Below are 14,966 nucleotides of genomic sequence, written 5' to 3' on the forward strand. Positions count from 1 at the left end.
CATGGTCCGGGGTTTCGCCATCCTGCTGCTGCTGCAGTTTCTCGGGGAGTCGCTCTCGACTCTTTTAGCGCTGCCTGTTCCCGGCAACGTACTCGGCATGGGGCTGCTGCTTCTCGCGCTCAACTTTAAACTGGTGCGCCCCGAATGGGTAGAGGAGGCGGTCAATCTGCTTCTTTCCAACCTGGCGCTCTTTTTCGTGCCGGCGGGGGTTGGGGTGATGGTCTATTTTGACCTGATCGCCGCCGAGTGGTTGCCGATTGTGGTGGCGACGGTGTTGAGCACCTTTGTCGTCATGGCCGTCACCGGCTGGGTCGCCACCTGGCTCGAACGGCGCGGCGGAAAGGTGGAACATGGCTGAGATCCTGGCTTCACCGCTCTTCGGCATCGGCCTGACCCTGGTGGTCTACGCCCTGGCGCAGAAGCTCTATGCCCGCACCCGGCATGTGCTGCTCAATCCGGTGGCGGTGACGGTGCTGGCCATCATCGCGCTGCTGCTCCTCGCCGATATCCCTTATCCCCATTATGCCGAGGGGGGACGTTATATTCTCTTTCTGCTCGGACCCTCCGTGGTCGCCCTCGGTTTTCCCCTCTATACCCGGCGCAAGGAGATCCTGGCGCGCAAGCTGCCCATTCTGGTTGGCGTGCTCGCAGGCTCGCTGACCTCGATCATTTCCGCCTCGGGCCTGGCTTGGCTTTTGGGCGGAAGCCGCGAGGTGGTCCTCTCCCTTGCTCCCAAGTCGGTGACGACCCCCATCGCCATCAGTATTGTCGAGAAGATCGGCGGCGTTCCTCCCTTGACGGCGGCGTTGGTGGTGGTAACCGGCTGTCTGGGTGCCATGTGTGGTCCCGAGTTCTGTCGCTTGGTCGGCATCCGCGACGGAGCGGCCATGGGGTTGGCGGTCGGTACGGCGACGCACGGCGTTGGCACCGCCCGGATGCTGGAGGTCGATCGCCTGGGCGGAGCGATTTCCGGACTGGCCATCGGCCTCAATGGTCTGGTCACGGCCTTTCTCTTGCCGGTCCTCTTTCTTTTTTTCTGAAGCTGCCGCAAATGCAAAACCGCCTCCCGGAACTGGCCGGTGAGGCGGTTTTTTGTGCTGGGCGTAAAGGCGAGCGGCTTACTTCTTCTTGCCGCCAGCCGCTTTCTTGGAGGCCTTGAGCGGGTTGACCTTGGCTTCGACGGTCTTGAGGTCGATCTTCTGGTGAGTGGCGAAGTTGCACAGGCCGCTTCTCCACTTCTGTTCGGGGGAAGGGGCAACCGAACAAACCTGGCCGATCGTGCCCTCGACGATGCGTTCGCAGCCTTGGCATTTGTCGATCACCAACTGGCAGCTGTTGCCTTCAAAAATACAACCTTTTTTGGACCAGAAGGTGCACTCGGCACCGGGAAGAACGGTCTGACACTGCATGGGTTAGGTCTCCTTGCTGTATGCGTTTTTAGCGGGATAAATGAAACTTATAATCGCCTGTGGCCCTTTTGTCAACGGTTTTTTCAAAAGTATTCCTGACTGAACCGAGGTGAATCGTTGCCACTGGGGGAATGTTTCTGTATACTTGCGACGAGTTTTTAATCATTTACCCGGATGCCCTTGTGCCCATGGAAAATAGTGCCGCGATTTCAACCCGATCAAAAACGCTGTTGGCGGAGATCGGATATGCTTTCAGGGAGGAGCGGCTTTTGCGCGAAGCCCTCACCCATAAATCCTACAGCAATGAACATCCGGAAACCGCCTCTGTTCATAATGAACGACTTGAATTTCTTGGCGACGCCGTTTTGGACATGGTCGTCAGTCAGCTCATCTTTCTCGACTATCCGCGCCTGCCCGAAGGGGAGCTGACTCGCATCCGCGCCGAAGTGGTCAGCGAACCGGCCCTGGCAGCGGTGGCTCGGCAGATGGCCATCGGCGACTATCTGTGGCTCGGGCGCGGGGAGGAGCGAAGCGGCGGTCGACAGAAGGAAAGTCTGATCGCCAACGCAGTGGAGGCCTTGCTCGGTGCCATTTATCTCGACGGCGGACTAGAGTCGGTGCGTCTGGTGGTGGACCGGTTTTTCGCTGCGGCTATTGAAAAGGCTTTCTGCCGTAAGTCCGGGATCGATTACAAAACCCGCCTGCAGGAAGTGCTGCAAGCCCGTCAGGGTTCCCCTCCTGCCTACCGATTGGTCCGTGCCGAGGGGCCCGATCACGACCGAACCTACACCATCGAGGTGCTGCATGGGGGGCGCAGTATTGGCGCAGGAAGCGGGGTGACGAAGAAGGCTGCTTCCCAACAGGCCGCCCGTCAGGCCCTTGCAGCTCTGGGTGAATAGGTTGCGCATCTATCCTTTCTTCATCCCCCATGCCGGGTGCCCCCATCGTTGCAGCTTCTGCCGCCAGAGCCAGGTCAGCGGTCGGCTCTCCCCCCCGGATCCTTCAACCATCGCCACGCAACTGGAAGAGATGCTCACCGGTCAGGGCGGGGGAGAGGTCGCTTTTTATGGAGGATCCTTTACCTCGCTGCCGGTAGAAGTTCAGGACGCCTACCTCAATGGCGCGGCGCCGAGCCTTGCCGCCGGTCGGATAGACGGCATTCGCGTTTCGGCTCGCCCGGATGCCCTCGGCGAAAAAGAGGTTTCTTTTTTGCAAGAGCGAGGCGTGACCACCGTCGAGGTGGGCGTTCAGTCCTTTTCGCCGGAAGTCCTGCGTCGCGCCGAACGGGGGCATGATTCCGAGGCGGTTTCCCAGGCCGTCTTCGTTCTGCGCCGCGCCGGTTTGAAAATTGGCCTGCAACTGATGCCGGGTCTGCCTGGCGGCGATCGCGCCGAGGCCTTGCGTTCCCTGGATGCCGCCTTGGCCCTGAAGCCGGATTTTTTGCGAGTCTATCCGACGGTGGTGTTGCGTGGCACGACCCTGGCTGAAGAGTATCTCGCCGGGCGCTACCAGCCTCTGAGTCTTGCCACTGCGGTGGAGCTTTGCGCCGAAATGGCCTGGCGCTGCCGGGCGCGTAAGGTGCCGGTCATCCGCTGGGGGCTGCATAACCAGCCGGAGTTGACGGCCGACGGAGCCATGCTCTCCGGCCCCTGGCATCCGGCCTTCGGGCAACTGGTACGCGCCCATCTCTGGCTGCGGGCGCTGATTGCCCTCGCCGCCAAGGGCGATCGCGAGGTTTCGGTGCCCGTTGCCGAGTTCAGCGACGCCCAGGGGCACCGGCGAGACAATCTTTGTTCCTTGCGAGAGCGCTATCCCGACTTTGCCCTTCGTGCCGACCCCGATCTTGCACCCCACACCCTGCGCTGCGCCGCCGGCCAGGTTTCGTTGTGGTCCCTTTCCGCCTATTCCCAGAGGAGCTGGTCATTTGACTGAATCAAACACCCCTTTTCGATCTGGATTCATTTCCATCATCGGTCGACCCAACGTCGGCAAGTCGACGCTGCTCAACCGCATTCTCGGCACGAAAATCGCTATAACCGCCAACAAGCCCCAGACTACCCGTAACCGTATCCTCGGCATTCACAACATGCCCGGTGCGCAGTTGCTCTTTATCGACACCCCGGGCATCCATCGCGCCACCGGTAAACTTAACCGGTTCATGGTCGATCAGGCCCTGAGCGCCTGCTCCGGCGTCGATCTGATTCTTTATGTTGTTGAAGTCAAGGATCGCCCCGGCCCCGGTGACGATTTCATTCTCGATGTCCTGCGCCAGTCACAGTTGCCGGTGATCCTGCTCATCAACAAGATCGACCAGTTGCCCAAGGAGCGGCAGCTGGAGCTGATGTCCGCCTTTGCCGAGCGGTTCCCTTTCCGGGAGATCGTCCCCGTTTCCGGCCAGAGCGGGGAGAATGTCGACTATCTGTTGAACCTGCTCCCGCGCTATCTGAAGGAGGGGCCGCCCTACTACGCCGAAGATATGATCACCGACCTGCCCGAGCGCTTCATCGTCGCCGAGATGATCCGCGAGCAGGTGCTGAAGCAGACCCACGACGAAATCCCTTACCGGGTCGCGACTCTGGTGGAGCGGTTCGAAGAGAAGCCGGAAAAAAATTTGGTGGTGATTCAAGCGGTCATTATTGTCGATCGCGATACCCACAAGGGCATTCTGGTCGGCAAGCAGGGGGCGACGATCCGCGCCATTGGCAAAGCGGCCCGGATCGATATCGAGCGTCTGCTCGATGCCCGCGTCTTTTTGGAGCTCTTCGTTAAAGTCCAGAAAAACTGGACTGAATCGGAGCGTATGCTCAAAGAATTCGGTTATTGACGTACGTTCCGGTCAAGCCTTGATCCCGTTTCTTAACAAAGTATTTTTAAATATTCGAAAAAGAGAGTCTTTTACGTATGTCCCTGGTCGCTATTGTGGGTCGCCCGAATGTCGGCAAGTCGACCCTTTTCAACCGCATTCTCGGTCAGCGCAAGGCGTTGGTAGAGGATTTTCCAGGCGTTACGCGAGATCGTCATTACGCTGACGTGACCCGCTACGACAAACCCTTTACCCTCATCGATACCGGCGGTTTCGAGCCAGTCAGTGAGGACCGTCTGCTGGTACAGATGCGCGAGCAGTCTCAGCTGGCGGTAGAAGAAGCCGATATCATCCTCTTTGTCATGGATGGGCGCGAGGGGTTGACCCCCGCCGATCACGAAGTTTGCGGCATGTTGCGCCGTGTGGAGAAACCGGTCCTCTACGTGGTCAATAAGGTCGATAGCGACAAACTTGAGGATCTCGCCGGCGAATTTTACGCCCTGGGTGTGGGCGAGCTGCACACGATTTCCGCCGAGCATGGGCGGGGCGTTCCGGATTTGGTTGACGCCCTGTTGGACCATCTCCCCGCGGCTCCAAGCGATGCCGAAGCCGAGAGGGAAATCCGCCTGGCGGTGATCGGTCGTCCCAATGTCGGGAAGTCATCCATGGTCAACCGACTGCTCGGCTATGAGCGGGTGGTGGCCAATCCCCAGGCCGGAACGACTCGGGACAGTGTCGATACCCCCTTCACCTATAACCGGCAACGCTATGTGCTGATCGACACGGCGGGCATTCGACGCAAGGGCAAGGTCAGTCAAAAGCTGGAAAAATTCAGTGTGATCCAGGCCTTGAAAAGCATGGAACGGGCGCACGTCGTGCTCATGGTGATCGATGCTGTCGAGGGGGTAACCGAGCAGGATCTTACGGTCGCCGGCTATGCCTACGAGAAGGGACGTGGCATCATCCTGGTGGTGAACAAGTGGGATGCGGTCGCCAAGGACCAGTCCACCATGAAACGCTATCAGGAGGAGTTGGAGCGGACCTTCAAGTTTTTGAGTTTCGCCCCGGTCATTTTTGTCTCAGCCTTGACCGGACAGCGAGTGGCGAAGATCATGTCAGAGGTGGAAAAAGTCGCGGCCGAGTTTGATCGGCGCATTCCCACGGCCATGCTCAATAAGGTTCTGGCCGAGGCGGAACGCAGTCATCAGCCCCCCGTCTTTCACGGCAAGCGCCTCAAGTTTTTCTATATGACCCAGGTCGAAACCCGCCCTCCAACCTTCGTCGTCTTCGTCAACAAGGCCGAAGGGGTGCATTTTTCCTATCAGCGCTACCTCGCCAACCAGTTGCGGGAGGCCTTCGGCTTTTCCGGGGTTCCCATCCGCATTCATTACCGTGACCGGGAACGAGACCGTAAGGATTAAAAAATCCGGGAAAAGCCTTTACAGGGAAGAGCTCCTTGCTATATAGTAAAAATCATTTAATTTCTACCTGTTACGCCGATGAGGATGGGACTCTCGGAGCCTCCGCACGGTCGGATATCAAACTCATGAGCCTTGTTGGAAATCTCGAAGATCTGGGGTTGGGAGACATTCTCCAGATCGTCAGTCTCAGTCAAAAATCCGGGGTGCTGACCCTGCGCAGCCGCAATCGGGAAGGAAAGGTCATTTTCCTCAACGGTAAAGTAGTGCAGGCGAGTTCCAGTGTCTTTCCCGAATCCTTCGGCGATTTTCTCATGCGTCGGGGAGTTATTGATTTTGAAACCTTCAAGGGGGCGTTGGCGCTGCGCAAGAGCCTGAACCCGCAAATCCCTTTGGAAACGGTTCTTTTTCAGAATTTCGGTATTTCTCCCAATGCCCTGCAAGAGGCGCTGCGGGCACGAATCGAAGCGATCGTCTACAGTTTCTTCGGCTGGTCGGACGGTACCTTTGCCTTCGAGCTGGGCGAAGTCGAAGAATGGGCAGAGTCGGGCGCTGAGGGAGAGCGGCAGATCCTCCAGCAAGGACTCAACACCCAGTTTCTGGCGATCGAAGGCAGTCGCATGATCGACGAACGCCGGCACCGCGACCTCCATGAACCATCGCCGGTCCCGTTACGTCCACCCGGGGAGTCGCCGTCGGTTTTTGGTCCGGAACAGCGGGAGGCTTCGGTTTACGATTTCGCCTCAGACCTGCTCAAGGAAATCGGTGAAGGGGACGCCGTTGCCGCTTCGTCGAAGAGCCTCCGTTCCGGAGCGTTGAAACAGCTGCAGGGCATGGTTCAGGAATTGAACAACGCCGCCTTGGGCGGGGGAATCCTCCTGCTGGTTTTACGCTTTGCCAGCGAATTCATGAATCGTGCCGTGATCTTCATGGTCAAGGAGAAAGAGATTGTCGGTCTCGGACAGTTTGGTATAGAGTTCGAGGATGAATTGGCCGACGCGCGGATCCGGAAAATCAAGATTCCCGTGGATGAACCGTCGATTTTCACTGAAGTTCTCTTCGAAAAGGTTTCTCGCAAACTCGCCTTGGAAGATTGCCTCTGGGATAATTACCTGAAAGATGCCTTAGGAGGCGCTGAACCTGAAGAGGTCTTTGTCGGTCCGCTGCTCAGTGAGGGGCGGGTGGTGGCCATCCTTTATGGTGACAACCTGCCGCAAGCCCTCTCCGTGGGGGAGACCGAAGCCCTGGAAATTTTTCTCATGCATGCTGGGCTGACCATGGAAAAAAATCTTTTAGAGCGCCGCCTTCGCGACCAAACTCCATAGTTTTTCGATATAACGACGAGGCTGTTGTGGCGAAAAAAATTCTGGTAACTGAAGACTCTTCCACTATGCGGGCGCTGATCGGCTCGACCATCGCTGCTATTGGTGACTATGAAATCGTCGAAGCTGCCAATGGTTTCGAGGCGTTGCGCATTCTCCCCCGGGAAAAGGTGGATATGGTCCTCACCGACATCAATATGCCCGATATCAACGGACTGGAACTGGTCAGTTTCATCCGCGGCAACGCCAATTATAAGGATCTACCGTTGGTGATCATCAGCACCGAAGGGAGCGAAAGGGATCGTCTCAAAGGGCTCGACCTTGGCGCCGACGCCTATCTGGTCAAGCCTTTCGCTCCGGAAGAACTGCAGCAATTGATTCTAAAATTTCTCGGCTAGGAGGGCAGGGTGGGTTCCTTATCGTCTCGGGCGATCGGTGATTTTCTCGGTGAAGCCGAGGAAATCATTGAAAATCTGAACAACGATCTGATCGTGCTTGACGATTGCGCGGCGCAGGGGAGTTGCGACCCCGACCTGCTCAACCGGATTTTTCGTGGTGCCCATTCCCTCAAGGGCTTGGCCGGAATGTTCGGATTCGACGACATTGCCTCGCTGGCTCATCACCTGGAAAACCTGCTCGATCATCTTCGTTTGGGCAAAGTTCCCCTGAACACCGGGTTGGTTCAACTCTTGACCGAGGGATTCGAAACCTTGTCGCGGCTGATCGAAGGGAAGGGCGAAGACCCTGATTTCACCTTTGACGTCAGCGCCATGCGGCAACGGGTCGAGCAGTTTCTTGCCGGTGGCCCGGCAGCGGCAGACGAGCCGACGATGGATCGGATCGATCCGGAGATTCTCGCCGTGCTCACCGAGTTCGAAGAGCACCGGCTGCGCGAAAACCTCAAGCAACGTCAATATCTCTTCAAGATCAAGGTGGATTTCGACCTGGCCACCTTTGATCAGGAATTGGCCGCCCTGACCGACCTCCTCAAGAAACAGGGGGAAGTCATCAGCACCCTGCCGCTCTCTGCGGATCTCACTGACCGCATCGCCTTCCAGCTCCTTTTCGGCACCGACTTCCCCGAAAGGGAACTCAGTACTCTAGTCGGCTCGGAGGTGGTGGTGGAGAATCTTCTGCCGTCACCCGAGCCTCCTTCCCCTTCCCGCGAGTTGGTCGTCGATAGCGAGCCCGCCCCCGCTTCCGATCAGGAAAACGCTCCGGCGGCGGAGACCTCTGCCCGCTCTATCAGCCGGACGGTGCGGGTCGATATCGACAAGCTCGACTTGCTGATGAACGTGGTCGGCGAGTTGGTGCTGGCCAAGGCCGCCATCGGTCAGGTCTGCGAAAAGCTCAAAGGCGAGGGGGGGAATGAACTCGGGAGCGAATTGCAGAAGGCGACCCGCGTGCTCGAGCGACGGCTGGAAGAGTTACAGAAGGGGGTCATGGATGTCCGCATGGTCCCGGTGGCCCAGCTTTTCGACAAAATGAACCGAATCGTGCGTAAGGTCGCCAATGAGTGCGGCAAGCGCATTGCCCTTGAAATCGAGGGGGCCGACACCGAATTGGACAAGTTGATCGTCGAGGATCTCTCCGATCCGCTCATGCATATCATCCGCAACTCCATCGATCACGGTATCGAATCCCCGGACGATCGCCGTGCTCAGGGCAAGCTCGAAAAGGGCGTGATCTGTCTGAGTGCCGCGCAAAAGGGGAACCATGTCGTCATCGAAGTGCGCGACGATGGCCGTGGCATCGATCCGGAAAAGGTTCGCCGCAAGGCCGTAGAGCGGGGGCTGATCCCGGAAACGGCCAAGCTTTCTCGGGAACAGGTCTACGATCTGCTCTTCATGCCCGGCTTTTCCACAGCGGAGACGGTCAGCGACCTTTCTGGGCGTGGGGTCGGCATGGATGTGGTGAAGAACAATATCGCTCTACTTTCCGGCATGATCGAGATGGAGAGCGAAGTCGGCGTCGGCACCTCGATCGCGATTACCCTGCCGATCACCCTGGCCATCATCAAGGCGCTGATTATCCGGGTCTGTGACAAAACCTATGCGATTCCCATCAATTCCGTGATGGAGACGATGATGGTCGAGGCTTCGGCGGTCCGTACCATCGAGCGCAAGGAAGTGATCGAATTGCGGGATAGTACTCTGCCGCTGTTGTGGCTGGGCGATGTGTTTCAACTGAACTCCCGTGGTGACCGTCGCCAGCGTTTTTTCGTGGCGGTGGTCGGTTTCGCCGAGAAGAAAATCGGGATCGTTGTCGATGAACTGCTCGGACAGCAGGATGTGGTCATCAAGTCCCTCGGCGAGTCTCTGGCTTTTGTCCGTGGCATCGCCGGCGCCGCCGATCTCGGTAACCAAAAAACCATTCTGGTTTTGGATGTCGGTGGGCTGATGAGCGAAACCCTGCGGGGAGATTCGGCTTTCTTTGCCTGAGTGACGGGGAGGGTGGCGTGAGCAACAAAAAAGACGAAAGAGCCTCCACGGAAACGGCCGGTCCGGAGGCCAAGGATCATCTCCCTACCGTTTTCGAGGGGGGCTCTGATATCGGCGGCAGGGGATCGGATGCGGCCATCGAGGCGTTGTTTGTCTCCCCTTTCCGTATCGACCTGATTCGTAACCTCAGCAACATCGAGGAGCGTTCGGATGAGCTTGTCCTCTCCGAGCAGGACCGCCAATGGCTGACCTTCTTCCTGCAGGGAGAGGAATATGCCATGGATATCGAAACGGTTAACGAAATCATCAAGCCCCGGGAAATTACCGATATTCCGCGCGTCCCCGATTTTATCCTGGGAATCGTTTCGTTACGCGGCATCGTCGTGCCGGTTTACGATCTGGCGCGGCGCCTCAACCTCGGAGAGGTGGAAGTCGGCCCCCAGTCCCGGATCATTGTCTGTCATCACGGCGACGGACTGATCGGCCTGCTGGTCGACAGTATCGCCCAGGTGGTGCGCCTCAACGAACGCAAGATTGAAGCGCCTCCGGCCATGCTTTCCGGACTCGACCGGGAATTCATCGCCGGCATCGGCCGCTTTCAGGGGCGCATGCTCATTCTTTTGCAATTACACAATGTGTTGAATCCAGAATTGGTTTGATTATGGGGAAAGGAGTTGCCGGTGAATAAGAAAAAGATCCTGATCGTCGAAGACGAGGAAAGCCTCTTGAAACTGGAGAGCATCTTGTTGATTTCCAAGGGTTTCGAGGTGAAAGGGGTGGCCAACGGACGGGCCGCGTTGGAAGCGGTCGCCGAGGACAAGCCGGATCTGGTTCTGCTCGATATCATGCTCCCGGAAATCGACGGGTTCGAGGTTTGCCGGCAACTGAAGAGCGATCCGGCCACGCGCCACATTCCGGTGATCATGCTCACCGCCAAGAAGAGCCGCGAGGATATGGTTCGCGGCGAAAAGGTCGGCGCCGACTGGTATATCACCAAGCCTTTCAAGTCGGCCATGGTCATCGAAACCATCCAGAGGTTCCTGGCCAAATGAGCCTTTCCGCCCTGACCCGTCACGATCCTGAGGAACAGCGTCTGCGCCAGGAGATCCAGCTGGCCTGCTTCCGGCTGGGGGCGGAGATGTACGCCATCGACATCATGCGCATCAAGGAGATCATCCGTCCCCAGAAGCTGACGGCGGTTCCCAGGGCGCCGGTCTTTGTCGAGGGCATGATCAATCTTCGCGGCTCGGTTTTGCCTGTAATCGACCTGGGTAAGCGTTTCGGCTTGCCGGCAATTCCGGTCGATCGCCGCTCGCGGGTTATTATCTGCGCCGTTTTCGATCGTTTTGTCGGAATTCTTGTCGAAGAGGTATCGGAAGTGCGACGTTATACGCGGCAGGAGATCAAATCTCCTCCGGAATTCGTCAAGGGACGCGAGTCGGATTTTTTTCTCGCGGTCTGTCAGCGTGAGGACGATCTGGTAATGATCATCGATCTGGAAAAACTCTTTTCAACGGACGAAATTCTTCATCTGTCACAGCTTCAATAGAATTTGATGCGCTTGGCCGGAAATCGGCCGTTGGCCCGTCGTGTTTTTAAGGCAAGGATTTTTGCGTGGATATAGCGGAACTTCTGGGGAAAAAACTCGAATCCGGCGATGAGGAGGCACGGATTCAGACCGTTCGGGATCTGGCCGGACTCGGCATGCACTTGCCTATGGAGCTTCTTTATCGGGCCATGGGGGATGTCAGTTGGCGGGTGCGCAAGGAGGCAGCGGAGACCTTTCTCGGTCTGCCCCGAGCCGGAGAACTGGCCGGAGATGTCGTTGAACTGCTCCATGCCCAAGATAACGCCGGGTTGCGTAACGTCGGCGTCGATATCCTGGTGCGCCTCGGCGTCCGGGCGTTGCCGGTTCTCCATGAGGAACTTGCCTGCTCCGATCCCGATGTGCGCAAGTTCGTCCTCGATATCCTGGGGGAGATCGGTGAACCGGCGAGCCTGGCAGTCATGACCGGCGCTCTTGTTGACGACGACCGCAACGTGCGTGCTGCAGCGGCGGAGAATCTCGGTAAGTTGCGGCATGGCGAGGCGATCGCCCCTCTCCTCGAAGCGATGGAAGACTCGGATCTGCTCATGCGTTTCACCATCCTTGAAGCCCTGGGGCGCATCGGGCAGCCGATTCCTTTGGAACGCATCAGCCGCTACGCGGAAGATCCCTTGTTACGCAAAGCCCTTTTTGACTGCCTCGGACAGATCGATATGGCCGCCGGCGCGCCCTTGCTGGCTGCAGGCCTGAATGACCGCATGCGCAATGTGCGTGAGGCGGCGGTCCTTTCCCTGGGGGCTCTCCATCGCAATCATCCTCAAGCCGTGGCGCAGGCCCTGGCCCGTGAGCCCGAGGCTGCGGATCAGGCTCTGGCCGATTGCCTGGATTCGCCTCGCCTGCAAGTGGTTCGTGCCGCCCTGCGACTTGTCCCTCTCGTTGCTGCCCGACACTGTCTCGAACGAATTCTGCCCTGGCTGGCGGATGAGGAGCTTGGGCGGGAAGCCGTCGGCGCGATTCTGGCCCTGGGACAGCCGGCGGTCGTCTCCCTGATGCGGGATTGGTCAAAGCAGCCTGAACGGATGCAGGCCTATCTCTGCTATCTGGCAGCGGAAACGCACACCGAAGAAGCGATCGAACCCCTGCTCGGCGCCCTGGAGTCGGATAATCAGGAACTGGTTCTGGCCGCGGCCCATGCGCTCGGCCGTCTCAAGGTCGTCGCAGCCTTGCCCCCTTTGACGCGGATTCTTCGTGAGGGGGATGATGACCCCCGGCGTGTCGCCCAGGAAGCCCTTGGCGCCCTCGCCGAAGTCTATCCGGAAGAGCTTCTGGCTGTCTTCTCCCCGCTGATGGAGGATCCCGCCGCCGAGACACGCATGGCGGCCATCGCGGTTTTGGGCAAAGGGAATTTCCGGATTATCCGGCCCATGATCTTTATGGCCCTGAAGGACGACTCTCCCGAGGTTCGCCAATCGGCCGTGGCCGCCCTGGGGAGCAATCCCGATATCGAGCAGCTTGACGCCCTGGTCCTGGCCTTGACCGACGAGGATGCCGATGTTCGACGGGTTGCCGCCGAGGTGCTCGGGCGCCTGCAGGATCGCCGCGCTGTTGATGCCCTGGCTCTGGCCTTGCACGACGAAGATCCCTGGGTGCGGTCGACGGTTGTCCGCGCCATCGGTCACATCGGAACGGAGCGGGCCGGAACGCTGATTCGCGAAGCTTGGGGGGACCCGGTGGGGCTGGTCTGTATCGCTGCTCTCGAAGCCTGGTTCTCTTTCGATCCCGACGGTGTCTTCCCGCAGCTGATCGCTTCTCTCTATCATGACGACGAGGAAGTTATTGGCGCCGCCCTTGCCCTGTTGGTAACGACCGGGCGCCAGGATTGGCTTCCGGCCATGGCCGATGTCCTGATCAACCATGCTCATTGGGAGGTCCGGCTGCGTTTCGCGCAGGCCTTGGAACAACTCAATGGCACGACTTGCCGCGAACTGGTCGAAAATCGCTTGCTGGTCGAAGGGGAAGATCTGGTTCGCGCCCAGCTGGAAGAGACCCTGGAATCTCTTGGGGGGGAGGGCTAGGGCATGCTCTTTCTCACCCCGGAAATTTCCATGAGCGACGAGGAGTTCCGCCAGCTCAAAGATCTCGTCTATGCCCACAGCGGCCTTCATTTCGGCCCGGATTCCAAATATCTGCTCGAACGCCGCCTGGGTAAGCGCCTGCAGGCCCTGCAGCTCAAGAGCTTCAAGGATTATTACTATTACCTGCGGTACCACAAGAACAAGGATGACGAATTTACCGAGGTCATCAACACCTTAACTACCAACGAAACCTATTTTTTTCGGGAAGACTTTCAGCTGAAGACCTTCGTCAAGGAGATCCTGCCGGAGATTCGGGCAAAGAAAGAACTGATCGGCGATAAAAAGATCCGCATTTGGAGCGCCGGCTGTTCCAGCGGCGAGGAGCCTTACACCCTCGCCATGCTGATTCTCGATCAGGGGCTGTTCGATGGGTGGCAGATCGACATCGTCGGCACGGACATCAGCCAGCGGGTGCTGCAAATCGCCCGCAAGGGGATTTACGGCCAGTCCTCCTTCCGTTCCACTGATGCTCGCTACCTGAGAAAGTATTTCACCGAGGTCGACGGCAAATATCGCATCAACGATCAGATCAAGAACCTCGTCTCCATCAGCCATCTGAATCTTTTCGACTTTCCCCGGGTTGCCCTGCTCGGCAAGGTCGATATCATCTTTTGCCGTAACGTCATCATTTACTTCGACCTCCCGGCCAAAAAGAAGGTCATCGACAGCTTTTACTCCCGCCTCAAACCGGAAGGGTTCCTGCTGCTCGGACATTCCGAGTCGCTGATGAACATCACCACCTCCTTCGCCTTGCGCCACTTTCAGCATGACATGGTTTATCAGCGCCCAGCCCTGAGTTTTACTCCGGGAGAGCGGCCATGAACCAGACGGTCCGCGTTCTGGTGATCGACGATTCCGCCTACAATCGTCGCACGATCATCAAACTTCTGGAGGAAATCCCCGGGGTGACCGTTGTCGGCTATGCCTGTAACGGTGAAGAGGGCTTGCGCAAATTTTTTGATTTGCAACCGGATCTGGTGACCCTCGACCTGGAGATGCCGCGCATCGACGGTTTCGGCTTTTTGCGCATCGTCATGCAGAACCGTCCGACACCGGTGATCGTCATCTCCTCCCTCGCCGATGATGAAAATGTCTTCAAAGCGATGGAGCTGGGGGCGGTCGATTTCGTCGCCAAGCCGACCAGCCGGATTTCTCCCGAATTGGTGAATATCCGCGACGACCTGCTGGCCAAGGTCATGGAAACGGCCCGCACCGACATGAACAAGGTATTGCGCCGGCCATCGGCCCGGGACCGGGTCCGCGAGGCCGCGACCGGGCCGATGTCTACATTCATCCCGCGGAGCAACGGCCTTGGCCAGATCGTTATCGGTGCTTCCACGGGCGGTCCCCCCGCGCTCCAGTCGCTGCTCTCTTCCATCACCGACCCTTTGCCTTTGGGCATCGCCATTTCCCAGCATATGCCGCCGGTCTTTACCCGCGCCTTCGCCGAGCGTTTAAACAAATTCTGCGCTCTGGAGGTCAAGGAGGCGCAAACCGGAGATCTGATGCTTCCCGGGCGAGTTCTGATCGCGCCTGGGGGGAAGAATCTCACTTTTCAGGTTCGCGCCGGCAACGTCGTCGCCTTAGTCGAGGATCCGCCCCCGAATCAGCGCTACACCCCTTCGGTCGATGTCATGTTCAAATCCGCCAGCGATGTTTTCGGTGCGAACCTGTTGGGTGTTGTTCTCACGGGGATGGGTAATGACGGTGCCCGTGGGGTGGAGCGGATCAAGGAGCACGGCGGCCAGGTGCTGGCCGAAAGCGAAGAGAGCAGCATTGTCTTCGGCATGCCCAAAGAAGCGATCGCGACCGGCAAGGTAGACAAGGTTCTCCCCCTTTCCCTGATGGCCGGTGAAGTTTTGCGCCGTTGTGGATTTTAACCCCATCGACCA

At 58.3% G+C, this 14,966-nt stretch carries 16 protein-coding genes; 15 read left to right on the forward strand and 1 reads right to left on the reverse strand.

Annotated elements, in window-relative coordinates:
- The first annotated feature begins 1 nt into the window (after position 1).
- Both BQ4888_RS01115 and BQ4888_RS01120 read left to right on the forward strand, forming a co-directional pair.
- The gene (locus BQ4888_RS01115) at positions 2 to 358 is read left to right on the forward strand and encodes a CidA/LrgA family protein (RefSeq protein WP_092052562.1); all 357 of its coding nucleotides are present in this window, start codon (positions 2 to 4) and stop codon (positions 356 to 358) included.
- Positions 351 to 1,040, forward strand: coding sequence for an LrgB family protein (locus tag BQ4888_RS01120; RefSeq protein WP_092052564.1), 690 nt, complete (start codon positions 351 to 353; stop codon positions 1,038 to 1,040). Before BQ4888_RS01115 ends, BQ4888_RS01120 begins: the two co-directional genes overlap by 8 nt.
- A gap of 78 nt (positions 1,041 to 1,118) precedes the next feature.
- On the opposite strand, the gene BQ4888_RS01125 is transcribed toward BQ4888_RS01120, so the two are convergent.
- Entirely contained in the window at positions 1,119 to 1,409 is a 291-nt protein-coding gene (locus BQ4888_RS01125) for a PxxKW family cysteine-rich protein (RefSeq protein ID WP_092052567.1), read from the reverse strand.
- 188 nt (positions 1,410 to 1,597) lie between these two features.
- Here BQ4888_RS01125 and rnc point away from each other — a divergent pair, with 188 nt between their 5' ends.
- The 13 genes from rnc (at position 1,598) to BQ4888_RS01190 (ending at position 14,954) form a co-directional block, all read left to right on the forward strand.
- Complete coding sequence (gene rnc, locus BQ4888_RS01130; RefSeq protein WP_092053433.1) at positions 1,598 to 2,308, forward strand: ribonuclease III; 711 nt, start codon at positions 1,598 to 1,600, stop codon at positions 2,306 to 2,308.
- Position 2,309: 1 nt separating this feature from the next.
- Positions 2,310 to 3,341, forward strand: coding sequence for an elongator complex protein 3 (locus tag BQ4888_RS01135; protein ID WP_140396574.1), 1,032 nt, complete (start codon positions 2,310 to 2,312; stop codon positions 3,339 to 3,341).
- Positions 3,334 to 4,233: a GTPase Era gene (gene era / locus BQ4888_RS01140; RefSeq protein WP_092052574.1), complete on the forward strand. Its 900-nt coding sequence runs from the start codon at positions 3,334 to 3,336 to the stop codon at positions 4,231 to 4,233. The genes BQ4888_RS01135 and era overlap by 8 nt, the downstream gene beginning before the upstream one ends.
- A 77-nt stretch (positions 4,234 to 4,310) precedes the next feature.
- Positions 4,311 to 5,633, forward strand: a complete 1,323-nt coding sequence (gene der / locus BQ4888_RS01145; protein WP_092052575.1) for a ribosome biogenesis GTPase Der — start codon at positions 4,311 to 4,313, stop codon at positions 5,631 to 5,633.
- Between the two features lie 125 nt (positions 5,634 to 5,758).
- Positions 5,759 to 6,955 (forward strand): DUF4388 domain-containing protein, encoded by a 1,197-nt coding sequence (locus tag BQ4888_RS01150; RefSeq protein ID WP_092052578.1) that lies wholly within the window; start codon positions 5,759 to 5,761, stop codon positions 6,953 to 6,955.
- Between the two features lie 26 nt (positions 6,956 to 6,981).
- Positions 6,982 to 7,350: a response regulator gene (locus BQ4888_RS01155; protein ID WP_092052579.1), complete on the forward strand. Its 369-nt coding sequence runs from the start codon at positions 6,982 to 6,984 to the stop codon at positions 7,348 to 7,350.
- Between the two features lie 9 nt (positions 7,351 to 7,359).
- Positions 7,360 to 9,393, forward strand: a complete 2,034-nt coding sequence (locus tag BQ4888_RS01160) for a chemotaxis protein CheA (RefSeq protein ID WP_092052582.1) — start codon at positions 7,360 to 7,362, stop codon at positions 9,391 to 9,393.
- A 17-nt stretch (positions 9,394 to 9,410) separates the two neighbouring features.
- On the forward strand, positions 9,411 to 10,052 hold the full coding sequence (locus BQ4888_RS01165; RefSeq protein ID WP_092052583.1) for a chemotaxis protein CheW: 642 nt from the start codon (positions 9,411 to 9,413) through the stop codon (positions 10,050 to 10,052).
- 21 nt (positions 10,053 to 10,073) lie between these two features.
- A complete protein-coding gene (locus BQ4888_RS01170) occupies positions 10,074 to 10,445 on the forward strand; it encodes a response regulator (RefSeq protein ID WP_092052585.1) in 372 nt (123 codons plus the stop codon).
- Positions 10,442 to 10,942, forward strand: coding sequence for a chemotaxis protein CheW (locus BQ4888_RS01175; RefSeq protein ID WP_092052588.1), 501 nt, complete (start codon positions 10,442 to 10,444; stop codon positions 10,940 to 10,942). Before BQ4888_RS01170 ends, BQ4888_RS01175 begins: the two co-directional genes overlap by 4 nt.
- 65 nt (positions 10,943 to 11,007) lie before the next feature.
- Positions 11,008 to 13,014 carry a HEAT repeat domain-containing protein gene (locus BQ4888_RS01180; protein WP_092052591.1) on the forward strand — a complete coding sequence of 669 codons (2,007 nt, stop codon included), beginning with the start codon at positions 11,008 to 11,010 and terminating at the stop codon, positions 13,012 to 13,014.
- Between the two features lie 3 nt (positions 13,015 to 13,017).
- Positions 13,018 to 13,896: a CheR family methyltransferase gene (locus tag BQ4888_RS01185; protein ID WP_092052593.1), complete on the forward strand. Its 879-nt coding sequence runs from the start codon at positions 13,018 to 13,020 to the stop codon at positions 13,894 to 13,896.
- Positions 13,893 to 14,954 carry a protein-glutamate methylesterase/protein-glutamine glutaminase gene (locus tag BQ4888_RS01190; RefSeq protein WP_092052596.1) on the forward strand — a complete coding sequence of 354 codons (1,062 nt, stop codon included), beginning with the start codon at positions 13,893 to 13,895 and terminating at the stop codon, positions 14,952 to 14,954. The genes BQ4888_RS01185 and BQ4888_RS01190 overlap by 4 nt, the downstream gene beginning before the upstream one ends.
- Positions 14,955 to 14,966 lie beyond the last annotated feature (12 nt).

Origin of the sequence: Desulfuromonas acetexigens (assembly GCF_900111775.1) — a bacterium.
GTDB classification, from domain to species: Bacteria; Desulfobacterota; Desulfuromonadia; order Desulfuromonadales; family Trichloromonadaceae; genus Trichloromonas; species Trichloromonas acetexigens.